At 60.3% G+C, this 23,939-nt stretch carries 30 protein-coding genes; 16 read left to right on the forward strand and 14 right to left on the reverse strand.

Annotated features, from left to right (window positions below):
• Window positions 1–14: 14 nt before the first annotated feature.
• From C8K66_RS16120 to C8K66_RS16130, 3 genes are read left to right on the forward strand one after another with little or no spacing between them, the layout of a single operon-like run.
• Window positions 15–443, forward strand: coding sequence for a hypothetical protein (locus C8K66_RS16120; RefSeq protein ID WP_017845989.1), 429 nt, complete (start codon window positions 15–17; stop codon window positions 441–443).
• 1 nt (window position 444) lies between these two features.
• Complete coding sequence (locus C8K66_RS16125) at window positions 445–1,056, forward strand: superoxide dismutase (protein WP_108525381.1); 612 nt, start codon at window positions 445–447, stop codon at window positions 1,054–1,056.
• A gap of 33 nt (window positions 1,057–1,089) precedes the next feature.
• Window positions 1,090–1,983, forward strand: coding sequence for a ZIP family metal transporter (locus tag C8K66_RS16130; protein WP_108525383.1), 894 nt, complete (start codon window positions 1,090–1,092; stop codon window positions 1,981–1,983).
• Window positions 1,984–2,021: 38 nt separating this feature from the next.
• On the opposite strand, the gene C8K66_RS16135 is transcribed toward C8K66_RS16130, so the two are convergent.
• From C8K66_RS16135 to C8K66_RS16180, 10 genes are all read right to left on the reverse strand, one after another.
• The gene (locus tag C8K66_RS16135; RefSeq protein ID WP_046384677.1) at window positions 2,022–2,294 is read right to left on the reverse strand and encodes an HPr family phosphocarrier protein; all 273 of its coding nucleotides are present in this window, start codon (window positions 2,292–2,294) and stop codon (window positions 2,022–2,024) included.
• A gap of 16 nt (window positions 2,295–2,310) precedes the next feature.
• Window positions 2,311–3,168 carry an RNase adapter RapZ gene (gene rapZ, locus C8K66_RS16140; protein ID WP_017845985.1) on the reverse strand — a complete coding sequence of 286 codons (858 nt, stop codon included), beginning with the start codon at window positions 3,166–3,168 and terminating at the stop codon, window positions 2,311–2,313.
• A gap of 2 nt (window positions 3,169–3,170) precedes the next feature.
• Complete coding sequence (gene ptsN, locus C8K66_RS16145; protein ID WP_057004257.1) at window positions 3,171–3,635, reverse strand: PTS IIA-like nitrogen regulatory protein PtsN; 465 nt, start codon at window positions 3,633–3,635, stop codon at window positions 3,171–3,173.
• Window positions 3,636–3,647: 12 nt separating this feature from the next.
• Window positions 3,648–3,953, reverse strand: a complete 306-nt coding sequence (hpf, locus tag C8K66_RS16150) for a ribosome hibernation-promoting factor, HPF/YfiA family (RefSeq protein ID WP_017845983.1) — start codon at window positions 3,951–3,953, stop codon at window positions 3,648–3,650.
• Between the two features lie 75 nt (window positions 3,954–4,028).
• Complete coding sequence (locus tag C8K66_RS16155; protein WP_026139902.1) at window positions 4,029–5,522, reverse strand: RNA polymerase factor sigma-54; 1,494 nt, start codon at window positions 5,520–5,522, stop codon at window positions 4,029–4,031.
• A gap of 197 nt (window positions 5,523–5,719) precedes the next feature.
• Entirely contained in the window at window positions 5,720–6,445 is a 726-nt protein-coding gene (lptB, locus tag C8K66_RS16160; protein WP_017845981.1) for an LPS export ABC transporter ATP-binding protein, read from the reverse strand.
• On the reverse strand, window positions 6,445–6,978 hold the full coding sequence (gene lptA / locus C8K66_RS16165; protein ID WP_046384676.1) for a lipopolysaccharide transport periplasmic protein LptA: 534 nt from the start codon (window positions 6,976–6,978) through the stop codon (window positions 6,445–6,447). The genes lptB and lptA overlap by 1 nt, the downstream gene beginning before the upstream one ends.
• Window positions 6,965–7,537 (reverse strand): LPS export ABC transporter periplasmic protein LptC, encoded by a 573-nt coding sequence (lptC, locus tag C8K66_RS16170; RefSeq protein WP_046384675.1) that lies wholly within the window; start codon window positions 7,535–7,537, stop codon window positions 6,965–6,967. The genes lptA and lptC overlap by 14 nt, the downstream gene beginning before the upstream one ends.
• Before the next feature lie 8 nt (window positions 7,538–7,545).
• Window positions 7,546–8,070: an HAD family hydrolase gene (locus C8K66_RS16175; RefSeq protein ID WP_017845978.1), complete on the reverse strand. Its 525-nt coding sequence runs from the start codon at window positions 8,068–8,070 to the stop codon at window positions 7,546–7,548.
• On the reverse strand, window positions 8,071–9,045 hold the full coding sequence (locus tag C8K66_RS16180; RefSeq protein ID WP_017845977.1) for a KpsF/GutQ family sugar-phosphate isomerase: 975 nt from the start codon (window positions 9,043–9,045) through the stop codon (window positions 8,071–8,073). It lies immediately after the preceding gene.
• Window positions 9,046–9,359: 314 nt separating this feature from the next.
• Between C8K66_RS16180 and C8K66_RS16185 the strand changes: the two genes are divergently transcribed.
• The 10 genes from C8K66_RS16185 (at window position 9,360) to hisC (ending at window position 17,590) form a co-directional block, all read left to right on the forward strand.
• Window positions 9,360–10,169 (forward strand): ATP-binding cassette domain-containing protein, encoded by an 810-nt coding sequence (locus tag C8K66_RS16185; RefSeq protein ID WP_003171811.1) that lies wholly within the window; start codon window positions 9,360–9,362, stop codon window positions 10,167–10,169.
• Window positions 10,169–10,966, forward strand: coding sequence for a lipid asymmetry maintenance ABC transporter permease subunit MlaE (mlaE, locus tag C8K66_RS16190; RefSeq protein ID WP_017845976.1), 798 nt, complete (start codon window positions 10,169–10,171; stop codon window positions 10,964–10,966). The genes C8K66_RS16185 and mlaE overlap by 1 nt, the downstream gene beginning before the upstream one ends.
• Window positions 10,966–11,433, forward strand: coding sequence for an outer membrane lipid asymmetry maintenance protein MlaD (gene mlaD, locus C8K66_RS16195; RefSeq protein ID WP_017845975.1), 468 nt, complete (start codon window positions 10,966–10,968; stop codon window positions 11,431–11,433). The genes mlaE and mlaD overlap by 1 nt, the downstream gene beginning before the upstream one ends.
• Before the next feature lie 11 nt (window positions 11,434–11,444).
• A complete protein-coding gene (locus C8K66_RS16200; RefSeq protein WP_046384674.1) occupies window positions 11,445–12,092 on the forward strand; it encodes a phospholipid-binding protein MlaC in 648 nt (215 codons plus the stop codon).
• Window positions 12,089–12,394, forward strand: coding sequence for a lipid asymmetry maintenance protein MlaB (locus C8K66_RS16205; protein WP_017845973.1), 306 nt, complete (start codon window positions 12,089–12,091; stop codon window positions 12,392–12,394). Before C8K66_RS16200 ends, C8K66_RS16205 begins: the two co-directional genes overlap by 4 nt.
• 114 nt (window positions 12,395–12,508) lie before the next feature.
• The gene (locus tag C8K66_RS16210; RefSeq protein ID WP_017845972.1) at window positions 12,509–12,748 is read left to right on the forward strand and encodes a BolA family protein; all 240 of its coding nucleotides are present in this window, start codon (window positions 12,509–12,511) and stop codon (window positions 12,746–12,748) included.
• A gap of 23 nt (window positions 12,749–12,771) precedes the next feature.
• Window positions 12,772–14,037 carry a UDP-N-acetylglucosamine 1-carboxyvinyltransferase gene (murA, locus tag C8K66_RS16215; protein WP_017845971.1) on the forward strand — a complete coding sequence of 422 codons (1,266 nt, stop codon included), beginning with the start codon at window positions 12,772–12,774 and terminating at the stop codon, window positions 14,035–14,037.
• 156 nt (window positions 14,038–14,193) lie between these two features.
• Complete coding sequence (gene hisG / locus C8K66_RS16220; RefSeq protein WP_017845970.1) at window positions 14,194–14,829, forward strand: ATP phosphoribosyltransferase; 636 nt, start codon at window positions 14,194–14,196, stop codon at window positions 14,827–14,829.
• Window positions 14,830–15,208: 379 nt separating this feature from the next.
• Entirely contained in the window at window positions 15,209–16,534 is a 1,326-nt protein-coding gene (gene hisD, locus C8K66_RS16225) for a histidinol dehydrogenase (RefSeq protein WP_017845969.1), read from the forward strand.
• A 3-nt stretch (window positions 16,535–16,537) separates the two neighbouring features.
• Window positions 16,538–17,590 (forward strand): histidinol-phosphate transaminase, encoded by a 1,053-nt coding sequence (hisC, locus tag C8K66_RS16230; RefSeq protein ID WP_079442871.1) that lies wholly within the window; start codon window positions 16,538–16,540, stop codon window positions 17,588–17,590.
• 129 nt (window positions 17,591–17,719) lie between these two features.
• Here hisC and C8K66_RS16235 read toward each other — a convergent pair whose 3' ends face one another.
• Both C8K66_RS16235 and upp read right to left on the reverse strand, forming a co-directional pair.
• Window positions 17,720–18,994 (reverse strand): uracil-xanthine permease family protein, encoded by a 1,275-nt coding sequence (locus C8K66_RS16235; RefSeq protein WP_017845967.1) that lies wholly within the window; start codon window positions 18,992–18,994, stop codon window positions 17,720–17,722.
• Between the two features lie 2 nt (window positions 18,995–18,996).
• Window positions 18,997–19,635 carry a uracil phosphoribosyltransferase gene (upp, locus tag C8K66_RS16240; RefSeq protein WP_017845966.1) on the reverse strand — a complete coding sequence of 213 codons (639 nt, stop codon included), beginning with the start codon at window positions 19,633–19,635 and terminating at the stop codon, window positions 18,997–18,999.
• A gap of 163 nt (window positions 19,636–19,798) precedes the next feature.
• On the opposite strand from upp, the gene C8K66_RS16245 reads away from it, so the two are divergent.
• The 3 genes from C8K66_RS16245 (at window position 19,799) to C8K66_RS16255 (ending at window position 21,383) form a co-directional block, all read left to right on the forward strand.
• The gene (locus C8K66_RS16245) at window positions 19,799–20,356 is read left to right on the forward strand and encodes a hypoxanthine-guanine phosphoribosyltransferase (protein ID WP_010567709.1); all 558 of its coding nucleotides are present in this window, start codon (window positions 19,799–19,801) and stop codon (window positions 20,354–20,356) included.
• 62 nt (window positions 20,357–20,418) lie between these two features.
• A complete protein-coding gene (locus C8K66_RS16250; RefSeq protein ID WP_046384672.1) occupies window positions 20,419–20,904 on the forward strand; it encodes a hypothetical protein in 486 nt (161 codons plus the stop codon).
• 191 nt (window positions 20,905–21,095) lie between these two features.
• Window positions 21,096–21,383, forward strand: a complete 288-nt coding sequence (locus tag C8K66_RS16255; protein WP_046384671.1) for a PA4642 family protein — start codon at window positions 21,096–21,098, stop codon at window positions 21,381–21,383.
• A 62-nt stretch (window positions 21,384–21,445) separates the two neighbouring features.
• Here C8K66_RS16255 and mqo read toward each other — a convergent pair whose 3' ends face one another.
• Both mqo and C8K66_RS16265 read right to left on the reverse strand, forming a co-directional pair.
• Window positions 21,446–22,954: a malate dehydrogenase (quinone) gene (gene mqo, locus C8K66_RS16260; protein WP_057004261.1), complete on the reverse strand. Its 1,509-nt coding sequence runs from the start codon at window positions 22,952–22,954 to the stop codon at window positions 21,446–21,448.
• Window positions 22,955–23,672: 718 nt separating this feature from the next.
• Window positions 23,673–23,906 (reverse strand): hypothetical protein, encoded by a 234-nt coding sequence (locus tag C8K66_RS16265; RefSeq protein ID WP_046384669.1) that lies wholly within the window; start codon window positions 23,904–23,906, stop codon window positions 23,673–23,675.
• Window positions 23,907–23,939 lie beyond the last annotated feature (33 nt).

Genomic DNA, 23,939 nt, shown 5'->3' on the forward strand with positions numbered 1-23,939 from the left:
TTTGGAGGCTGACCATGGAGCATTGGAAACGCACGATCGAACGGGCCAATCGCTGCTTTATGCAGGGCGAGTTGGTCGACGCTCGCGAAGCCTATTTACAAGCCCTGGCCCTGGCTCAAGTGTTGTTCGAGCGCTGGGCGAACGCCGACGAAGCAGTGGCGGCTTGCGTCATTTCCCATCACAACCTGGCGGACCTGCACCTGCGCCTGAACCAGCCGGAAGAAAGCGCGGAATACCTCTGTGCCATCCACCAACGGCTGTTACAGGCGCTGCAGGACCAGCGCCTCAGCCCCCAACTGCGCGACGCGGCGTTGCGCCAGAGCAGCAAGACCTACGTCGAACTGTTGAATTTCATCAGCGATCACGGCGAATACCCCCGTACCCATCGCTTGCTGGGCGGTACTGCGGCGCAACCGACCCCTCCTCAATACGGAGCACACTGATATGCCCTACACCTTGCCTGCCTTGCCTTACGCCTACGATGCCCTGGAACCGCATATCGATGCGCAAACCATGCAAATTCACTACACCAAGCACCACCAGACTTACATCAACAACCTCAATGCCGCCGTGGAGGGCACCGAGTTTGCGGGTTGGCCGGTAGAGAAACTGGTGTCGAGCGTCCAGCAACTGCCCGAGCAACTGCGCGCCGCGGTGATCAATCAGGGCGGCGGGCATGCCAACCACTCGTTGTTCTGGGCGGTGATGTCACCCAAAGGCGGCGGCAAACCCGATGGCGCGCTGGGCCAGGCGATCGATGAGCAACTGGGCGGTTTCGACAGCTTCAAGGAGGCCTTCACCAAGGCCGCATTGACCCGCTTCGGTAGCGGCTGGGCCTGGTTGAGCGTGACCCCGCAGAAGACCCTGGTGGTGGAGAGCAGCGGCAATCAGGACAGCCCGCTGATGAGCGGCAACACACCGATCCTCGGCCTGGATGTGTGGGAACACGCCTACTACCTGCTGTACCAGAACCGGCGTCCTGAATACATCAATGCCTTCTACAGTGTCATCAACTGGCCGGAAGTCGCCGCCCGCTACCAGGCCGCCCTGGCCTGATATCACGCCGTACAACACGACCTAAGGCCGACCATGGGTACTGAAACACTGGCGATCAGCAGCGTGCGAATGTTTCGTTACGCATTTGGCTCGCTGCTGCTATTGGCAGGTCTTGCATTGCTGGTGGCTCAAGGATTCGCCTGGCTGGACCTGGAGCCGCGCATCCTGCGGGCCCTGCAAGGTGGGGCGATCTGTGCGCTCGGCACCGCGTTGGGCGCCGTACCGGTGTTGGTTATCCGGCGCATGCCGGCGGCAGTGAGCGATACCTTGCTGGGCTTTGGTGCCGGTGTGATGCTCGCGGCCACGGCGTTTTCGTTGGTCGTGCCGGGCATTGCCGCCGCTGAAGGCCTGGGGCTCAGCCCGTGGGGCGCGAGTGGCTTGATCAGCATTGGCATCATGCTGGGAGCGTTCGGCTTGTATCTGGTCGATCGCAAGGTCTCCGGGGCCAGCCCGGAAATGCTGGTCGGTACGCCGGAGCACCCGGTGATCCCGCCACGCATCTGGCTGTTCGTGTTTGCCATCATCGCGCACAACATCCCGGAGGGTATGGCGGTTGGCGTGTCGGCGGGCGGCGGCATGCCGGATGCCGACAGCCTGGCCATGGGCATCGCTTTGCAGGATGTGCCCGAAGGCCTGGTGATTGCTTTGGTGCTGGCCGGGGCAGGGATGTCGCGGTTCAAGGCGTTCCTGATTGGTGCGGCTTCGGGCTTGGTCGAGCCGATATTCGCAGTGCTTTGTGCCTGGTTGGTGAGTCTGGCGCAGGTGCTGCTGCCGTTAGGCTTGGCGTTGGCTGCTGGCGCGATGCTGCTGGTGGTCACTCACGAGGTGATCCCCGAATCGCGGCGCAATGGCCATGAAAAGCTCGCCAGCCTGGGACTGTGCATCGGGTTTTGCTTGATGATGGTGATGGATACTGCATTGGGCTGAAGCTGTTGCGGCTTCAGCCTCTGTCTCGTCGGGTGGGTTTATTCACCCTCATCAAAGAAGTTATTGATCAGCTTGGTCAAGGCCGCCATCGCTTCCTGCTCTTGCTCGCCTTCGGTCTTCAAATGAATCTTGGTGCCCTTGCCGGCGGCGAGCATCATCATCGCCATGATGCTCTTGCCGTCGACCATGGTTTCCGGAGTGCGTCCAGCGCGAACCTGGCAGGGGAACTGCCCGGCAATGCCGACGAACTTGGCTGAGGCGCGGGCGTGCAGGCCCAGCTTGTTGATGATTTCAATTTCCAGAACGGGCATCGCGGGGGTGTTCCTTTCAGCTAAGGTCGCGGTGGCGAACCTGGACGTTCTTGAGGGTTTGTTGCAGCATCTGGCCCAGGCGTTCGGTCAGGTAGACGGAACGGTGGTGGCCGCCGGTGCAACCGATGGCAATGGTGACATAGGCCCGGTTGCTGGCGGCAAAGCGCGGTAGCCATTTGAGCAGGTAGCTGGAGATGTCCTGGAACATCTCCTCGACATCCGGTTGCGCGGCCAGGTAGTCCGCCACCGGCTGATCCAGCCCCGACTGGTCCCGCAACTCCGGCTTCCAGTAAGGATTGGGCAGGCAGCGCACATCGAATACCAGATCGGCGTCCACCGGCATGCCACGCTTGAAGCCAAACGACTCGACCAGAAAGGCCGTGCCGGGCTCGGGCTGGTTCAGCAGGCGGAGCTTGATGGCATCGCGCAGTTGGTACAGGTTGAGGCTGGTGGTGTTGATCTTGAGGTCGGCGAGGTCAATGATCGGCCCCAACAGCTTGGTCTCGTCCTCGATGGCTTCGGCCAGCGAACGATGCGGGCTGCTGAGGGGGTGACGTCGACGGGTCTCGGAGAAGCGTTTGAGCAGGGTTTCTTCGTCTGCGTCCAGGTACAGCACATCACAGTGAATGTGCTTGGCGCGCACTTCCTCAAGCAGTGCCGGGAACCGCGAGAGGTGGCTGGGCAGGTTGCGGGCGTCGATCGACACGGCGACCAGCGGCTGTGCCAGTTCGGTGTGGATCAGCGCGCGCTCCGCCAACTCCGGCAGCAGGCCGGCGGGCAGGTTGTCGATGCAATAGAAGCCGTTGTCCTCAAGAACGTTGAGGGCGGTGCTTTTACCTGAGCCGGAGCGGCCACTGACGATGATCAAACGCATGATTACTGCTCGATTTGTTCAGCCAGGACAACCTGATACAACGCCTCATTGCTGCTGGCACTGCGCAGTTTGTCGCGTACTTCCTTGCGGTCAAGCATGCTGGCGATCTGCCGGAGCAGTTCCAGGTGTGCATCGGTGGCGGCTTGCGGGACCAGCAACACGAACAGCAGGTCGACCGGGGCACCGTCGATGGCGTCGAAATCGATGGGAGCGTCCAGGTGCAGCAGGGCGCTGACAGGTGTCTCGCAGCCTTTGAGGCGGCAGTGAGGAATGGCGATGCCGTTACCAAAACCGGTCGAGCCGAGTTTTTCACGGGCAATCAGAGCCTCGTAGACATCTTGCATCTCCAGCTCAGGCACTTGTTTGCTGATCAGGTTGGCAATCTGTTCGAGGGCTTTCTTCTTGCTGCCCCCCGGCGCGTTCACAAGGGAACGGCCGGGAGTCAGGATGGTTTCAAGTCGGATCATGGGTGGGGAGTGTTAGCGGCCGGTGCCCTGTAGGAGGCTCTGCTGCTTTTCCTTATGCTTTTTGATTTGGCGATCCAGCTTGTCGGTCAGGTCGTCAATGGCGGCATACATATCAGAATGCTCAGCATTGGCGACGACTTCTCCGCCGGGTATACGCAAGGTGGCTTCGATTTTCTGCTTCAGCTTTTCGACAGTCATAATGACTTGCACGTTGGTGATCTTGTCGAAATGCCCCTCAATTCGTTTGAGTTTTTCGCCGATATAGGTGCGCAGCGCGTCGGTCACTTCCAGTTGGTGTCCACTGATATTGACTTGCATACAGCTTCTCCTTCGTTGCCAGTGCATAAAGCGGCAGGCAGAGATGCCTGCCACTGGAACGCTGTGGCCTGCCCGTCACATCAAACGCTTACGCTCGCTGGAAGGCGCGATCCCAAGGGACTCGCGGTACTTGGCGACGGTTCGACGGGCGACCTGAATGCCTTGTGCCTCCAGTAAACCAGCGATCTTGCTGTCACTCAACGGCTTTTTCTGATTTTCCGCGGCAACCAGTTTTTTGATGATTGCGCGGATCGCCGTGGACGAGCATTCGCCGCCTTCGGAGGTGCTGACATGGCTGGAGAAAAAGTATTTCAGCTCATATATACCCCGTGGGGTATGCATGAATTTTTGCGTCGTTACCCGGGAAATCGTTGATTCGTGCATGCCCACCGCTTCTGCGATGTCGTGCAGGACCAGCGGTTTCATCGCTTCGTCGCCGTACTCAAGGAAGCCGCGCTGGTGCTCGACGATTTGCGTGGCCACTTTCATCAGGGTTTCGTTGCGGCTTTGCAGGCTCTTGATGAACCAGCGCGCTTCCTGCAACTGGTTGCGCATGAAGGTGTTGTCGGCGCTGGTGTCGGCGCGACGGACGAAACCGGCATATTGCGGGTTGACCCGCAGGCGCGGCACCGATTCCTGGTTCAGCTCCACCAGCCAGCGTTCGTTGTCTTTGCGCACGATCACATCGGGGACGACGTATTCGGCTTCGCTGGACTCGATCTGCGAGCCCGGACGCGGGTTGAGGCTCTGCACCAGCTCGATGATGTGGCGCAGGTCGTCTTCCTTGAGCTTCATGCGGCGCATCAGCTGGCTGTAGTCGCGGCTGCCCAGCAGGTCGATGTAGTCGGTGACCAGGCGTTGGGCTTCAACGAGCCAAGGGGTCTTGGCGGGCAGCTGGCGCAATTGCAGCAGCAGGCACTCGCTGAGGTTGCGCGCGCCAATGCCGGCGGGCTCGAACTGCTGGATGCGGTGCAGGACGGCTTCGATCTCGTCCAGTTCGATGTCCAGTTCCGGGTCGAAGGCTTCAAGAATCTCTTCGAGTGTCTCGTCCAGATAACCCTGGTTGTTGATGCAGTCGATCAGGGTCACAGCGATCAGGCGATCGGTGTCGGACATCGGCGCCAGGTTCAATTGCCACAGCAAGTGGCTCTGCAGGCTCTCGCCGGCGGAGGTGCGGGTGGTGAAATCCCACTCGTCGTCATCATTGCTGGGCAGGCTGCTGGCGCTGGTCTGGTAGACGTCTTCCCAGGCGGTGTCCACGGGAAGTTCGTTGGGAATACGTTCGTTCCATTCGCCTTCCTCCAGGTTGTCCACCGTAGGGGCGGTTTCCTGGTAAGAGGGTTCCTGCACGTCGGAATTGGGTTTTTGCTCGATGTTGTCGGCCAGCGGGTCTGCATTATCGAAGTCGTCGCCTTCTTCCTGGCGTTCGAGCATCGGATTGGACTCCAGGGCTTCCTGGATTTCCTGTTGCAGGTCCAGTGTCGACAATTGGAGCAGGCGGATGGCCTGTTGCAGCTGCGGTGTCATCGTCAGCTGCTGGCCCATTCTCAGGACTAGCGATGGTTTCATGGCAGGGGCTTAACACCTTATTCGCCGGCGCAATGCGCCATCCACGACAGGGCGCGTGAGCGCCAAACATAAGCAAATTATATGCCTGATATCGGGGGCTTTGCCTAGAGCGCGGTAACAATAAAAATCCGGAGGTTTTCATTGACTCCCGCGCACCTTGGCGAACGGCCTGCCACCGCCTTTTTTTCCAGGCAGGCTTACAGGCGGAACTCGTGGCCCAGATACACTTCCTTGACCAGTTCGTTGGCCAGGATCGTGGCCGAATCGCCTTCGGCAATCAGTTGCCCATCGTTGACGATATACGCAGTTTCGCAGATATCGAGGGTCTCGCGGACGTTGTGGTCGGTGATCAGTACACCGATGCCCTTGGCCTTGAGGTGATGGATGATCTGCTTGATGTCGCCGACCGAGATCGGGTCGACACCGGCAAACGGTTCGTCCAGCAGGATGAACTTCGGTGCAGTGGCCAGGGCGCGGGCAATCTCCACGCGGCGGCGTTCACCACCGGACAAGCTCATGCCGAGGTTGTCGCGAATGTGGTTGATGTGGAATTCCTGCAGCAGGCTTTCCAGCTCCTTGCGGCGGCCGTCGCGGTCGAGTTCCTTGCGGGTCTCGAGGATCGCCATGATGTTATCGGCAACCGACAGTTTGCGGAAGATCGACGCTTCCTGGGGAAGATAGCCGATACCGGCGCGCGCACGGCCGTGCATCGGCTGGTGGCTGACGTCGAGGTCGTCGATCAGGATGCGACCTTGGTCCGCCTGGACCAGGCCGACGATCATATAGAAACAGGTGGTCTTGCCGGCACCGTTGGGGCCAAGCAGGCCGACGATCTGGCCGCTGTCGATCGACAGGCTGACGTCGCGCACGACCTGACGGCCTTTATAGGCCTTGGCCAGATGCTGGGCTTTCAGGGTTGCCATTACTCGGCCTTCTTCTTCGGCTGGATAACCATGTCGATACGTGGACGCGGTGCGGTGACCTTGGTGCCGTTGGCGCGACCGGCGTTGGCAACTTGCTTCACGGTGTCATAGGTGATTTTTTCACCTTCCGTGGAGTTGCCGTCGGGGCTGAGTACCTTGGCCTGGTCGATCAGCACGATGCGATTTTGCTGGGCGTGATACTGGATGGTTTTGCCGTAGCCCTTCATCGGGGCGGTGTCGGTGGCAGCCTGCTTCTGTTCGAAGTAGGCCAGGTTGCCCACCGAGGTCACGACGTCAATGTCGCCAGCAGGGGTGCGAGTCAGCGTCACCGTGTTGCCGGTGATCTTCATCGAGCCTTGGGTAATGATCACACCGCCGGTGTAGGTCGCGACGCCTTGCTTGTCATCGAGCTGTGCATCGTCGGCCGAAATGTGGATCGGTTGCTGGCTATCGTTCGGCAGAGCCCAGGCGCTCACGCTTCCCAGTGCTGCGCCCAGACTGAGCAAAATAGGGAGGGTTTTAACGAGCCTCATACTGTCCTCTTACGTTCGATAGCAGGTGTATCCTGCTTTCTTTCAAATACGCTTTCATTCCCTTGCCAGTCGATACACCGCCAGCGCCGTCGATTCTAACGTCTTGCTCGGTCTGCGCATATTGCTTCTGTGGGAATACGGTCATGCGACTGCTGGTGATGATGGTGTCGCGGTTCTGTGCGTCGGTCCGTGCGACGCGCACCGAGTCGATCAGTTCCACTTCGGTGCCGTCCGGGTTGACTTCGCCACGCTTGCTGGTGACGTGCCAAGGGAATTCGGTGCCGCGATACAGATTCAAATCGGGGTTGGTCAGCAGGGTCACTTCGGACGCTTTCAGGTGCTCGACCTTGTCCGAGTTCATTTCATACTGCACCTTGCCATCGGGCAGGAACTGCACGCTGTAGGCATTGGTGGCGTAATAGTCGATAGCGCCTTGGTCAACCTGCGCCACAGGCTGGTCGAGAAAGCGCTCCGGGCTGATATTCCAGTAGCCAACCGCCAGGAGCAGCGCGGCGATGACCCCGAATAGCAGGAAGTTGCGAATCTTTTTGCTCAGCATAAAACGCTCTATAGGTAGGCGGCGTGGGCCGCTTCAAGGCTGCCCTGGGCACGCAGGATCAACTCGCAGAACTCGCGGGCGGCGCCTTCGCCGCCACGGGCCGTGGTGATGCCGTGGGCATGCTCGCGAACAAATGCCGCCGCATTGGCGACAGCCATGCCCAGGCCCACCCGGCGGATCACCGGCAGGTCGGGCAGGTCGTCGCCCAGGTAGGCAACCTGCTCATAGCTTAGGTTCAGTTGGCCAAGAAGCTCGTCCAGAACGACTAGTTTATCCTCCCTGCCTTGATACAGGTGAGGAATCCCCAGGTTTTGTGCGCGGCGTTCCACAACCGGGGTTTTCCGACCGCTGATAATCGCGGTTTGCACGCCCGCCGCCATGAGCATCTTGATGCCCTGGCCGTCGAGGGTGTTGAACGACTTGAATTCGCTGCCGTCCTCGAGGAAGTACAGGCGGCCATCGGTCAGCACGCCGTCAACGTCGAAAATCGCCAATTTGATGTGCTTGCCGCGTTGCAACAGGTCGCTGGTCATTTACATCACTCCCGCACGCAGCAAGTCGTGCATGTTCAGGGCGCCGATCGGGCGGTCATTGCCATCGACCACCACCAGCGCGCCGATCTTATGGTCTTCCATGATCTTCAGGGCTTCGGCCGCCAGCATTTCTGCGCGTGCAGTCTTGCCGTGGGGAGTCATCACCGCATCAATGGTGGCGGTGTGGATATCGATAGTGCGGTCCAGGGTGCGGCGCAGGTCACCGTCGGTGAATACGCCGGCCAGGCGTCCGTCGGCTTCCAGGATCACGGTCATGCCCAGGCCCTTGCGGGTCATCTCCATGAGTGCGTCCTTCAGCAGGGTGCCGCGCTGTACGTGGGGCAGTTCATCGCCGGAATGCATGACGTTTTCCACTTTCAGCAGCAGGCGTCGGCCCAGTGCGCCGCCCGGATGGGAAAACGCGAAGTCTTCCGCCGTAAACCCACGTGCTTCCAGCAGCGCCACGGCCAGGGCATCGCCCATGACCAGCGCGGCGGTGGTGGAAGAGGTTGGCGCCAGGTTCAGCGGGCAGGCCTCAGCGGTCACATGAACATTCAGGTTCACTTCGGCGGCCTTGGCCAGCGTCGACTCCGGGTTGCCGGTGATGCTGATCATCTGGATGCCCAGGCGTTTGATCAACGGCAGCAAGGTCACGATTTCGTTGGTGGTGCCGGAGTTGGACAGTGCAAGGATGATGTCATCCTTGGTGATCATGCCCATGTCGCCGTGGCTGGCTTCGGCCGGGTGGACGAAAAACGCCGTGGTCCCGGTGCTTGCCAGGGTGGCGGCGATCTTGTTGCCGACGTGACCGGACTTGCCCATGCCGACCACGACAACGCGGCCTTTGCTGGCCAGAATCATCTCGCAGGCGCGTACGAAATCCACGTCGATATGGGCCAGCAAGCCTTCTACGGCTTCAAGCTCGAGGCGGATGGTGCGTTGTGCGGATTGGATAAGATCGCTGGATTGGCTCATGTCTGAAATCGTATAGCCTGACGAAAAGTCGGCGATTATAGCGGTAATGATCAATTCCCTCACGCAAGTTCGTCAGCCTTTAGTCGTCAGGCGCTTCAGATTCATTCCTCGGTAACATAGTCGGCAACTATTTTTCCCTGTCTCCAATCTGAACAAGCGCTGTTCCGGCCTTGGGGGCTCCGCACCAGCAGTGATATAGTTCGCCGCCAGTTCGGTCCGCCCAGCCCATGTGGCTAACTGTTGTTGCGCAACCGTTGCAAACGTTTGTCGCCAACGTGGTGTCTGAGTGAGAGGCTGCATCCCAAGGAGTTTAGATGAGTGCCGATAACGCCTACGCGGTCGAGCTGAAGGGCCTTACCTTCAAGCGCGGGACGCGCAGCATCTTCAATAACGTCGATATTCGCATTCCCCGCGGTAAGGTCACGGGCATCATGGGGCCTTCCGGTTGCGGCAAGACCACCCTGTTGCGCTTGATGGGCATGCAATTGCGCCCCAGTGCCGGTGAAGTGTGGGTCAACGGCCAGAACCTGCCGACGTTGTCGCGCAGCGATCTGTTCGATGCGCGCAAGCACATGGGGGTGCTGTTCCAGAGCGGTGCGTTGTTCACCGACCTCGATGTGTTCGAGAACGTAGCGTTTCCGCTGCGGGTACATACCCAACTGTCCGACGAGATGATTCGTGACATTGTGTTGCTGAAGCTGCAGGCCGTGGGCCTTCGCGGCGCCATCGACCTGATGCCGGATGAACTGTCCGGCGGCATGAAGCGTCGTGTCGCCCTGGCGCGTGCCATTGCCCTCGATCCGCAGATTCTCATGTATGACGAACCCTTCGTGGGCCAGGACCCGATCGCCATGGGTGTGCTGGTGCGCCTGATCCGCCTGCTCAACGATGCGTTGGGGATCACCAGTATCGTGGTCTCCCACGACCTGGCCGAAACCGCGAGCATCGCCGACTACCTCTATGTAGTCGGTGATGGCCAGGTGCTGGGGCAGGGTACGCCGGAAGAACTGATGAACGCCGACAACCCGCGCATTCGCCAATTCATGACCGGCGATCCCGATGGCCCGGTGCCTTTTCATTTTCCGGCAGCGGACTACCGCTCAGATCTTCTGGGGAAGCGCTGATGCGCAAGACATCTCTTATCGAAAAGGTGCGCCTTTTCGGGCGTTCCGGCATCGACATCATCGAAGTGCTCGGACGTTCGACGATATTCCTGTTTCACGCCTTGCTCGGCCGTGGCGGCATTGGCGGCAGCTTCGGCCTGCTGATCAAGCAACTGCACTCCGTTGGTGTGATGTCCCTGGTGATCATCGTGGTTTCCGGGGTTTTCATCGGCATGGTGCTGGCGTTGCAGGGCTTCAATATCCTGTCCAGCTACGGCTCGGAGCAGGCGGTGGGGCAGATGGTCGCCCTGACGCTGTTGCGTGAACTCGGCCCGGTCGTCACGGCCCTGTTGTTCGCCGGGCGTGCCGGTTCCGCGCTGACCGCCGAAATCGGCAACATGAAGTCCACCGAGCAGTTGTCCAGCCTCGAGATGATCGGCGTGGACCCGCTCAAGTACATTGTTGCCCCGCGCCTGTGGGCCGGCTTCATTTCCCTGCCGCTGCTGGCGATGATCTTCAGCGTGGTGGGTATCTGGGGCGGTTCGTGGGTGGCGGTGGACTGGCTGGGGGTCTATGAAGGCTCCTACTGGTCCAACATGCAAAACAGCGTGAACTTCAGCGGCGATGTGTTCAATGGCATCATTAAGAGCATTGTCTTCGCCTTTGTCGTGACCTGGATCGCCGTATTCCAAGGCTATGACTGTGAGCCCACTTCAGAAGGGATCAGTCGCGCCACCACCAAGACCGTTGTGTACGCCTCGCTGGCGGTACTGGGCCTTGACTTTATTTTGACCGCCTTGATGTTTGGAGATTTCTGATGCAAAACCGCACTGTGGAAATCGGTGTCGGCCTTTTCTTGCTGGCTGGCATCCTGGCTTTACTGTTGCTGGCCCTGCGAGTCAGCGGCCTTTCGGCCAGCCCCACCGCCGATACCTATAAACTTTACGCGTACTTCGACAATATCGCGGGTTTGACTGTCAGAGCTAAAGTGACCATGGCCGGTGTAACCATCGGCAAGGTCACGGCGATCGATCTGGACCGCGACAGCTTCACCGGGCGTGTGACGATGCAACTGGACAAGAAGGTCGATAATCTGCCGACTGACTCCACGGCATCTATCCTCACCGCGGGTCTGCTGGGCGAGAAATACATCGGTATCAGCGTAGGCGGGGAAACCGCTCTGCTCAAGGATGGTTCGACCATCCACGACACGCAGTCGTCGCTGGTGCTTGAGGACCTGATCGGTAAATTCCTGCTCAATACGGTCAATAAAGACGCTAAATGAGGAATCTGTTCATGATCTCTACCTTGCGACGTGGTCTGCTGGTACTGCTTGCAGCACTGCCGTTGATGGCCAACGCGGCAGGTTCTGCGCACGAACTGGTGCAGGACACGACCAGCAGAATGCTGGCTGACCTGAAGGCCAATAAAGAACAGTACAAGCAAGACCCTACCAAGTTCTACGACTCGCTCAACACCATTGTCGGCCCGGTCGTGGATGCCGAAGGCATTTCGCGCAGCATCATGACGGTGAAGTATTCGCGCAAGGCGACGCCTGCGCAGATGCAGACATTCCAGGAAAACTTCAAGAAGGGCCTGTTTCAGTTCTACGGCAACGCCCTGCTCGAGTACAACAACCAGGGGATCACTGTCGACCCTGCCAAGGATGAGTCGGGCGATCGCACCAGCGTCGGCATGACCGTCAAGGGCAGCAACGGCGCCATCTATCCAGTGCAATACACTCTGGAGAAGGTCAGCGGTGAGTGGAAGCTGCGTAACGTGATCATCAACGGCATCAACATCGGCAAACTGTTCCGTGATCAGTTCGCCGACGCGATGCAGCGCAATGGCAACGACCTCGACAAGACCATCAATGGTTGGGCCGGTGAAGTGGCCAAGGCCAAGGAAGAGACCGATAAAGCCGCCGGGAAGCCCGCGCAATGACCGAGGCGGCTGTTCGTATCGGCGATGCCGGCGAGTTGTTCCTCAGCGGCGTGCTGGATTACCGCACCGGGCCCGACCTGCGCAAGCAGGGGCAGGCGCTGATCCAGGCGAGCACCGCACCGTCGCTGGTGCTCGATTGCTCGGCGGTGACCAAGTCCAGCAGCGTCGGCTTGTCGTTGCTGCTGTGCTTCATGCGCGACGCCGAGGCGGCCAAAAAGCCGGTGAGCATTCGTGCGTTGCCCGACGACATGCGTGAAATTGCCGACGTTTCCGGTCTGACCGAGCTGTTGGCGCATCCTTAATACACATATTCAAGAAAGCCCCCCGTCAGAGTCCTGCTATGCGGGGTTCGCAGGCGCGGGGCTTTTTTGTATGATGTGCGACCCGCGCGCACTGGGCGCCGATAGAGGTTGAGCATGCAGGCCCTAGAAGTTAAGAGCTTCCTTGAAGGAAAGCTGCCGGAAACGAACGTAGAAGTTGAAGGCGAAGGCTGCAACTTCCAGCTGAATGTGATTAGCGATGAACTGGCGGCATTGAGCCCGGTCAAGCGTCAACAGCAGGTCTATGCCCATTTGAACCCGTGGATCACCGATGGCAGCATCCATGCGGTCACTATGAAATTTTTCAGCCGCGCGGCCTGGGCCGAGCGCACCTGAGCCCCCAAGGCGTCGAGATTCTTATGGATAAATTGATTATTACCGGTGGTGCCCGCCTTGATGGCGAGATCCGCATTTCCGGTGCGAAAAACTCCGCCTTGCCGATCCTGGCAGCGACCTTGCTGTGTGATGGCCCTGTGACCGTGGCCAACCTGCCGCACCTGCACGACATCACCACCATGATCGAACTGTTCGGTCGCATGGGCATTGAGCCGGTGATCGACGAAAAACTGTCGGTTGAAATCGACCCGCGCACCATCAAGACCCTGATCGCCCCGTATGAGCTGGTGAAAACCATGCGTGCGTCGATCCTGGTGCTCGGCCCGATGGTTGCCCGTTTCGGCGAAGCCGAAGTGGCCTTGCCTGGCGGTTGCGCGATCGGTTCGCGTCCGGTCGACCTGCACATCCGTGGCCTTGAAGCCATGGGCGCCACCATCGACGTCGAAGGCGGCTACATCAAGGCCAAGGCGCCGGAAGGCGGCCTGCGTGGCGCCAACTTCTTCTTTGATACCGTCAGCGTGACCGGTACCGAGAACATCATGATGGCCGCTGCCCTGGCCAACGGCCGCAGCGTCTTGCAAAACGCCGCGCGCGAGCCGGAAGTGGTCGACCTGGCCAACTTTCTGATCGCCATGGGCGCCAATATCAGCGGCGCCGGCACCGACACCATCACCGTCGAAGGTGTAAAACGCCTGCATTCGGCCACCTACAAGGTGATGCCGGACCGCATCGAGACCGGGACCTACCTGGTTGCCGCCGCCGTCACCGGTGGCCGCGTCAAGGTCAAGGACACTGATCCGACGATCCTTGAGTCCGTGCTGGAAAAGCTCAAGGAAGCCGGCGCTGAAATCACCACCGGTGAAGATTGGATCGAGCTGAACATGCACGGCAAGCGGCCAAAAGCCGTCAACGTGCGGACCGCTCCGTACCCGGCGTTCCCGACCGACATGCAAGCGCAGTTCATCTCCCTGAACGCGATTGCCGAAGGCACCGGCGCTGTGATCGAGACCATCTTCGAAAACCGCTTCATGCACGTGTACGAACTGCACCGCATGGGCGCGAAGATCCAGGTCGAAGGCAACACGGCCATCGTGACCGGCATCGACAAGCTCAAGGGCGCGCCCGTCATGGCCACCGACCTGCGGGCTTCGGCCAGCCTGGTGATCTCCGCGCTGTGCGCAGAGGGCGACACCCTGATCGACCGCATCTACCACATTGACCGTGGCTACGAGTGCATCGAAGAAAAACTGCAGATGCTCGGCGCGAAGATCCGCCGCGTACCGGGCTAGTCCCCGCTGCACGGGCGCAGGGATGCGCCCGCCCGGGGTGTGCAATTGCGTATTCCGGCTGAATGTGTTTCAAATCGAGGCTGTAATGGCCTCGATCTGTGTCTGGCGCCGTTTGCGACCAGACCGCAATAGCCTGATGAAGGACTGACGTTTCCCATGTTGACCATCGCACTGTCCAAGGGCCGCATCCTTGACGACACTTTGCCGCTTCTGGCTGAAGCGGGCATCGTGCCGACCGAGAATCCGGACAAGAGCCGCAAGCTGATCATCCCTACGACCCAGGACGACGTTCGCCTGCTGATCGTGCGGGCTACCGATGTGCCGACCTATGTTGAACACGGTGCCGCCGACCTGGGTGTCGCCGGTAAAGACGTATTGATGGAATACGGCGGCCAGGGCCTGTACGAGCCGTTGGACCTGCGTATTGCCCTGTGCAAGCTGATGACCGCCGGCCGTGTCGGTGATGTCGAGCCTAAAGGTCGCCTGCGGGTGGCCACCAAGTTCGTCAATATCGCCAAGCGTTACTACGCCGAGCAAGGCCGTCAGGTCGATATCATCAAGCTGTACGGCTCGATGGAGCTGGCGCCGCTGATTGGCCTGGCCGACAAGATCATCGACGTGGTCGACACCGGCAACACCCTGCGCGCCAACGGTCTGGAGCCCCAGGATTTCATTGCTGACATCAGCTCCCGGCTGATCGTCAACAAGGCATCGATGAAGATGCAGCACGCGCGTATCCAGGCGTTGATCGACACCCTGCGCAACGCAGTGGAGTCTCGACACCGCGGTTGACTCACCCGCGTAGCCAAACGGCTGCGCCCGTCTATCCGCCTCATAGCCAGAATTCTCAGGTGCCCAAGCGGATACGACTGCTGGGAAGGTGCGCTGACGTTCAATAACGAATCGCGCCTTACCCCAAAAGGCAAGTTATGTTAGTAGAAGATTTTTTTTCAATACCTAGCGACGCGTAGCCGCCTGCCTTTTGAGGCAAGGCCCTACGGGTTGGTACTGTGGCCGCGCCATGCCGCGTTGCGGGACTTGGTAAGGAAACAAACCCTTACCGGCGTCCCGCGCCTTGCCTGGCACGGCCACAGCACCAACGCGATTCGTTATTGAACGTCAGCGCACCTTCGGGCGCCTGAGTTTTTGCCAATCCTATGAGGCCCTCGCTATGACCACGTCCACTGCAATTGCCCGACTCAACGCTGCCGACCCGGATTTCGCCCATCATCTGGATCATCTGCTGAGTTGGGAAAGCGTGTCCGACGACTCGGTCAACCAGCGGGTGCTCGATATCATCAAGGCCGTGCGCGAGCGCGGTGACGCCGCGCTGGTGGATTTCACCCGCCAGTTCGACGGCCTGGACGTCAAGTCCATGTCAGACCTGATCCTGCCCCGCGAACGCTTGGAGCTGGCCCTGACGCGCATCACCGCGCCGCAGCGCGAAGCCCTGGAACTCGCGGCGGCGCGGGTGCGCAGCTACCACGAAAAACAGAAACAGGATTCCTGGAGCTACACCGAGGCCGACGGCACCGTATTGGGCCAGAAGGTCACGCCGCTGGACCGCGCCGGCCTGTACGTGCCGGGCGGTAAAGCCTCGTACCCGTCGTCGGTATTGATGAACGCGATTCCCGCCAAGGTGGCCGGTGTGACCGAAGTGGTCATGGTGGTGCCGACCCCACGCGGTGAGATCAACGAGCTGGTCCTCGCGGCCGCCTGCATCGCCGGTGTCGACCGCGTGTTCACCATCGGCGGCGCCCAGGCTGTCGCGGCGTTGGCCTACGGCACCGAAAGCGTGCCGATGGTCGACAAAGTGGTCGGTCCCGGCAACATCTATGTCGCCACCGCCAAGCGCCATGTATTTGGCCAGGTCGGTATCGACATGATCGCCGGTCCTTCGGAAATCCTCGTGGTGTGTGATGGCCAGACCGACCCGGACTGGATCGCCATGGACCTGTTTTCCCAGGCCGAGCACGACGAAGACGCCCAGGCGATTCTGGTCAGCCCAGATGCCGAGTTCCTCGACAAAGTCGCCGCCAGCATCAACAAGCTGCTGCCGACCATGGACCGCGCCGAGATCATCGAGAAGTCGATCAATGGCCGTGGTGCGCTGATCCTGGTGCGCGACATGGAGCAGGCCATCGAAGTGGCCAACCGCATCGCGCCGGAACACCTGGAATTGTCCGTGGCCGACCCACAGGCCTGGCTGCCGTCGATTCGTCACGCGGGCGCGATCTTCATGGGCCGTCACACCAGCGAAGCCCTGGGCGACTATTGCGCGGGCCCCAACCACGTGTTGCCGACCTCCGGCACCGCGCGCTTCTCGTCGCCGCTGGGGGTGTACGACTTCCAGAAGCGTTCGTCGATCATCTTCTGCTCGCCACAAGGTGCTTCCGAGTTGGGCAAGACCGCCTCGGTACTGGCCCGTGGCGAATCCTTGAGCGCCCACGCCCGGAGCGCCGAATACCGCATCCTTGAAGACAATAAGGGGAACTGAGACATGAGCAAATTCTGGAGCCCCTTCGTCAAGGAGCTGGTGCCTTACGTACCCGGTGAACAGCCCAAGTTGACCAAGCTGGTCAAGCTCAACACCAACGAAAACCCCTACGGCCCGTCGCCCAAGGCGCTGGCGGCCATGCAGGTCGAGTTGAGCGACAATCTGCGCCTGTACCCGGACCCCAACAGCGACCTGCTCAAGCAGGCCGTGGCCCGCTATTACGGGATCGACGCCGGTAAAGTGTTCCTCGGCAACGGTTCCGACGAAGTCCTGGCACACATCTTCCACGCGCTGTTCCAGCACGACTCGCCGCTGCTGTTCCCGGATATCAGCTACAGCTTCTATCCGGTGTACTGCGGCCTTTACGGCATCAAATTCGACGCGGTGCCGCTGGATGAGCAGTTCCAGATCCGCGCGGCGGACTACGCCAGGCCGAACGGCGGGATCATCTTCCCCAACCCGAACGCGCCGACCGGCTGCGTGCTGGCCCTGGACGCGGTGGAGCAGATCCTCAAGGCCAGCCCGGATTCGGTGGTGGTGGTGGATGAAGCCTACGTCGACTTCGGTGGCGAAACCGCCATCAGCCTGGTGGATCGCTATCCGAACCTGCTGGTCACCCAGACCTTGTCCAAATCGCGCTCACTGGCCGGTTTGCGCGTGGGCCTGGCCGTGGGCCACCCGGACCTGATCGAGGCGCTGGAGCGGGTCAAGAACAGCTTCAACTCCTATCCGCTCGATCGCCTGGCGATTGTCGGCGCAGCGGCGGCGTTCGACGACCGCGAGTACTTCGAGAAGACATGTCGGTGGGTGATCGACAGCCGCAACAAGGTGGTCGCGCAATTGGAAGGCAAGGGCTTTGAAGTGTTGCCATCGGCTGCGAACTTCATCTTCGCCCGCCACCCACGGCACGACGCCGCCGGCCTGGCGGCCAAGTTGCGTGAGCAGGGCGTGATCGTGCGGCACTTCAAGCAGGCGCGGATTGATCAGTTCCTGCGGATCAGCATCGGTACGCCGGAGCAGAACCAGGCGCTGATCGATGGCCTAGGCGAGCTCTAAGTCACACTGAAGATCTAACAATGTGGGAGGGGGCTTGCCCCCGATAGCGGCAGATCAGTCGATTAGATGTCGACTGGCACTCCGTCATCGGGGGCAAGCCCCCTCCCACATTCAGTTTTGCAGTGCTGGTTAGATCAACGGCTCATCCGGCTTCTTGTGCTTCCAGCCATCATTGCCCGGCAGCAGCAGGTTCAAGCCAATCGCTACCACCGCACACAGGGCGATGCCCTTCAGGCCGAAATCGTCCGGACCGGTGCCGGTGCCGATCAGCACACCGCCAATCCCGAACACCAACGTCACCGACACAATCACCAGATTGCGGGCTTCGCCCAGGTCGATCTTGTGGCGGATCAGCGTGTTCATGCCTACGGCGGCGATCGAGCCGAACAGCAGGCACAGAATCCCGCCCATCACCGGCACTGGAATGCTCTGCAGCAGTGCGCCGAACTTGCCGATAAACGCCAGGCTGATGGCAAAGATTGCCGCCCAGGTCATGATCTTCGGGTTGTAGTTCTTGGTCAGCATCACTGCGCCGGTCACTTCGGCGTAGGTGGTGTTCGGCGGGCCGCCAAACAGGCCGGCGGCCGTGGTGGCAATCCCGTCACCCAGCAGGGTGCGGTGCAGGCCGGGCTTCTTCAGGTAGTCGCGACCAGTCACGCTGCCCACTGCAATCACACCGCCGATATGCTCGATCGCCGGGGCCAGGGCCACCGGGACGATAAACAGAATCGCCTGCCAGTTGAATTCCGGCGCGGTGAAGTGAGGCAGGGCGAACCACGGTGCGGCGGCAATTTTGGCCGTATCGACCACGCCGAAGTAGAACGCCATGGCAAAGCCCACCAGCACGCCGGAGATGATCGGCACCAGGCGGAAAATGCCCTTGCCGAACACGGCCACGATCAGGGTGGTCAGCAGCGCCGGCATCGAGATCAGCATCGCCGTCTGGTAATGGATCAGCTCGGCGCCATCGCCGGATTTACCCATCGCCATGTTGGCGGCAATCGGCGCCATGGCCAGGCCGATGGAAATGATCACCGGCCCGATCACCACCGGCGGCAGCAGCCGATCGATGAAACCGGTGCCCTTGATCTTCACCGCCAACCCCATGAAGGTATAAACGAAACCGGCCGCCATCACCCCGCCCATGGTCGCCGCCAGGCCGAACTGGCCCTTGGCGAGAATGATCGGGGTGATAAAGGCAAAGCTCGACGCCAGAAACACCGGCACCTGCCGCCCGGTCACCAGCTGGAACAGCAGCGTGCCCAGGCCGGCGGTGAACAAGGCGACGTTTGGATCAAGACCTGTGATCAGCGGCATCAACACCAACGCGCCAAATGCCACAAAGAGCATTTGTGCGCCAGACAGGATCTGGCGCCAAAGCGGGTCGTTGAATTCATCCTGCATGTTCACGCGTCCTTCTGCTTGGTACCGAAGATCTTGTCACCGGCGTCGCCCAGGCCTGGGATGATGTAGCCGTTTTCATTCAGGCGCTCATCGATGGACGCGGTGTAGATCTGCACGTCCGGGTGGGCCTTCTCGACGGCGGCGATGCCTTCGGGCGCGGCGACCAGCACCATGGCGCGGATGTCCTTGCAACCGGCCCTCTTCAGCAGGTCGATGGTGGCAACCATGGAACTGCCGGTGGCGAGCATCGGGTCGATGATCATCGCCAGACGCTCGTTGATTTCCGGTACGAGTTTTTCCAGGTAGGTGTGGGCCTGCAGCGTCTCTTCATTGCGAGCCACGCCCACGGCGCTGACCTTGGCGCCGGGGATCAGGCTGAGGACGCCTTCGAGCATGCCGATGCCGGCGCGCAGGATCGGCACCACGGTGATTTTCTTGCCAGCGATCTTCTCGACCTGGACGGGGCCGGCCCAACCGGGGATCTCGTAGCTCTCCAGGGGCAGGTCTTTGGTGGCTTCGTAGGTGAGCAACGCTCCGACTTCCTGAGCGAGCTCACGGAAGTTCTTCGTGCTAATGTCGGCGCGGCGCATAAGGCCGAGCTTGTGTCGGATCAGCGGATGGCGGATCTCGCGAGTGGGCATGGGAAAGGCTCCGGCGGCGGGCAAAAAAACCGGCCTAGATTAATCTATCCGAGGGTGTTGTCCTATAGACATCTAGCACGTTAGTCCATTAAGGCTTGAACGTTGCGCCTCACATGCGTACCTTTGCCCGCTTTTCTTGCCACAGCACCCCCTGGAGAGCGCCATGTCTGCTGATCTCGAGCATATCCGTCAAATCATGCGCGAGGCTGACTGCCTGTACACCGAAGCGCAAGTCGAAGAGGCGATCGCCAAGGTCGGCGCACAGATCACCCGCGAAATGGCCGACACCAACCCGGTGGTCTTCTGCGTGATGAACGGTGGTCTGATCTTCGCCGGCAAATTGCTGACCCATCTGCACTTCCCGCTGGAAGCGTCCTACCTGCATGCCACGCGTTATCGCAACGAAACCAGCGGCGGCGACCTGTTCTGGAAAGCCAAGCCGGAAGTCTCGTTCATCGATCGCGACGTGCTGATCATCGACGACATCCTCGATGAAGGGCACACCCTGGGCGCGATCATCGACTTCTGCAAACACGCCGGCGCGCGCAAAGTCCATACCGCCGTGCTGATCGACAAAGACCACGACCGCAAGGCGCGCCCGGAAATGAAGGCCGATTTCGTCGGCCTGCCGTGCATCGACCGCTACATCTTCGGTTACGGCATGGACTACAAAGGTTACTGGCGCAACGCCAATGGGATTTACGCCGTTAAAGGCATGTGATCAAGGCTCCGACGCAGGGTTGCGCATGCTATCGTGCTTGGCTTCTGCGTCTGGAGCTGTTCATGAGCCTGTTGATTCGCACCTGCGCCGCCCTGGCGCTGACCCTCAGCTTGCCGCTGGCCGCCGCCCCGGCGCCGATGCACAGCCAATTCCTGCCGCCCGACGACCTGGCCCTGCGCGCCGAAGCGCCCGATCAGCAGCAACTGTTGCAAGTCACCGAGTATGCCGTGGTGGTAGGTAATCAGCGCCAATCCACGCAGCAGCCGATCCCGGTGACGTCGCCGTTGATGATTCGCCTCAAGGGTAAGTCCTTGAACAAAGGCGCAAGCATCGCCCAGGTGATCGTCAATTTCGACGCCGAAAGCAAAAGCCTGAAAAAGCCGGTGTTCGATGACAAGACCAAGACCCTGACCTTGTCCTACCCCGCGACCCAATACCGCGTGATCGTCGACCTGCTGCGCAATGACACGGTGTATGTGCAGTTCCTCAGTTATGCCAATGGGCATATCTGGGCGGATCTGCATACCGGCGTGGTACGCACCAAGTAGCCAGCACCCTGACGAACCCAATGTGGGAGGGTGCTTGCTCCCGATGACGGTGTGTCAGTCGACATCTAATTGACGGACCCAGCGCAATCGGGAGCAAGCCCTCTCCCACAGTGGTTCTCAGCGCTTTCGCCGCCCGCGCCTCGCAGGTAGACTTCAAACCCCATGTAAATGTCCGCAGGCTGGAGTCGGTAATGCGTAAAGATAAGAAACAGGTGATTGGTGACGAGATCGGCGACGATCAGATCAAGTTGTTCCTGGACTTCGAACCCGTCGACGCGACTTCACCCTCCCTGCACAAACTGATCAAGGCCTATCGTGGCCTGCGTATCGACGACTTCGAGCGCTTCCTGGGCTTCTTCAAGGCCGCCGGCCTGGACCTCGATGGCAAGGACGAGCATGGCCATACCTTCGTCGACCTGATCAAGGACCAGCGCAACGCCGCCGAGTACATTGAATTGATCGATAACGCCCGCGGCTGATCGCAGGCGAAAAAAAGCCCCGCGGCTCATATCGAGAAGCGGGGCTTTTTTATTTCGAGGCCTTAAGCGTAGCTTTGGGCTTCGTTGTTTTGCTCAACCAGTTCCAGGCTGATGTTGTTCTGCGCGTTGATCTTGCGGTACAGCTCGGCATCGGTCTCCAGGACCTTTTCACGGGCCGGGAAGATCTCGTGCAGTTTGGCCGCCCACTCGCCGGCAGCCTTGGTCGGGAAGCAGCGTTCGATCAGTTCGAGCATGATCGACACCGTCACCGAAGCGCCCGGGGACGCGCCCAGCAGCGCCGCCAGCGAGCCGTCTTTGGCCGCGACCAGCTCGGTGCCGAATTGCAGCACGCCGCCTTTTTTCGGGTCTTTCTTGATGATCTGCACCCGTTGGCCGGCCACTTCCAGGCGCCAGTCTTCGGCTTTGGCTTGCGGGTAGAAGCGGCGCAGGGATTCCAGGCGCTGTTCCATGGACTGCATCACTTCGCTGACCAGGTACTTGGTCAGGTCCATGTTGTCCCGGGCCACGGCCAGCATCGGGCCGATGTTGCCGGCGCGCACCGACAACGGCAGGTCAAGGAACGAGCCGTGCTTGAGGAACTTGGTGGTGAAACCGGCGTAAGGCCCGAACAGCAGGGACGTCTTGCCGTCGACCACGCGGGTGTCCAGGTGCGGCACGGACATCGGTGGCGACCCCACGGCGGCCTGGCTGTAAACCTTGGCTTGGTGGTGCTTGACCACTTCCGGGTTGTCGCAACGCAGCCACTGGCCACTGACCGGGAAACCGCCGAAGCCTTTGCTTTCTTCGATGCCCGAGGCTTGCAGCAGCGGCAGGGCCGCGCCACCGGCGCCGAGGAACACGAACTTGGCGTCCACGTCGCGGCTGTTGCCGCTGTTGACGTCCTTGATGCTCACGGTCCAGCCCGCGCCATTGCGCTTGAGGCCGGTCACGCGTTTGCTGTACTTGACCTGGGCATCGGGCGCGCTGGTCAGGTGGTTCAGCAACTGGTTGGTCAGGGCGCCGAAGTTCACGTCGGTGCCGTTCTGCACACGGGTCGCGGCGATTTTTTCGTCGAGCGGGCGGCCTGGCATCATCAGCGGCATCCACTCGACCATCTCGTTGCGGTCTTCGGTATAGCGCATATCCGAAAATGCATGATGCTGGCTGAGGGTTTCAAAGCGCTTCCTGAGGAAGGCTACGCCTTTGTCGCCCTGCACGAAGCTCAGGTGCGGCACCGGGGTGATAAAGGACCTGGACGAGCCAAAGGTGCCTTTTTTGGTCAGGTACGCCCAGAACTGCTTCGACACCTCGAACTGGGTGTTGATGTGGACAGCTTTCTTGATGTCGATGGAACCATCGGCGGCCTGGGGTGTGTAATTCAGCTCACACAGCCCGGCGTGGCCGGTACCGGCGTTGTTCCACGGGTTGGAACTCTCCGCGGCTCCCGAGTCCATCAGCTCAACGACTTCCAGCTTGAGGCCGGGGTCGAGCTCTTTGAGCAGTACGGCCAGGGTGGCACTCATGATGCCGGCCCCTACCAGTACTACGTCGACTGCTTCGTTATGCGCCATTTAACGCGTCTCCAAAATCTGCAGCACCAAATTGACGGCATGGCTGCCAGGAGTGACGGGGCGGTTCACGTGTTGCCCCAGGTTACCCATGGCCAGGATCGCCATGTCCGATTCGCAATTCTTTGCAAGTTCAGCGCACGCTTCCTGCCGGGCTAATCCGCCTATGAACGCATTCATGGGCTGCCGTGGCAATTCGACTTATGGTCAAAGCGTGCGATCCGTGCAATCAATCCGTAGCGGACAGGCTCAAGCCCCGGAGCACTCGGTCCTGTGTGATTGGGCTGTTCCAGACGCTGATGGTGCTTGTACAAACGCCAAACTATTCATTTGCTCGCCACACTCTTGTGAAGTTGTGAAAACCCGTTTTTTCACGCTCTTTTGAAGACGTGAACCTCAAAAAAGGGCTGCCCCAGCCTGGCACCTGGCCCGGAAAACCTTGCCGGCATGCGGCAAAACGGGCAAACAACTCAAGTGGCCGAGCGCAATGGCAGCTCTGGCAGATTCGGTAAAGGCGGGTGGTTTGCAAAGAAAACAGCAAGCGCGCCAGCTTCACACGATCTGTGTGGGCGGCTCTCTGTGGGCGATCTGGGGGGGCTAATACCGAAGCATTAACGATGTTGCGAGGCCCGATCAGGAGACGTCCTTATAATCGGGGGGAGATTGTAGCGAAGAACGCCAAGGAAATGGGCGTGTTTTATGACTTTTATTAGGCGTTCGGTCAGGCGGCCAACGGGTGGCGATGCGGCGACTGCGTCGCGCGTGGGCTGATGCGGGCGCTGGCGGGCAGCGGGCGGTGCATCCAGCTCAAGCGGATTTCTTCGATTTCCACCCAGCCAGCGCCGACCGGTGGCTGGCTGCACTCTTTGAAAGCCTGGCAGCGACCTTGCACATCGAGCAGGGCAAATTGGCGAAGGGCGGGCTTGCGGGTAAACAGCGACCAGAGAAAATGCATGAAATCAGCCTCCTGAGATTGAGGCCAAGCATG

Source organism: Pseudomonas sp. GV105, from assembly GCF_003058185.1.
In the GTDB taxonomy this organism is placed as follows: Bacteria; Pseudomonadota; Gammaproteobacteria; order Pseudomonadales; family Pseudomonadaceae; genus Aquipseudomonas; species Aquipseudomonas veronii.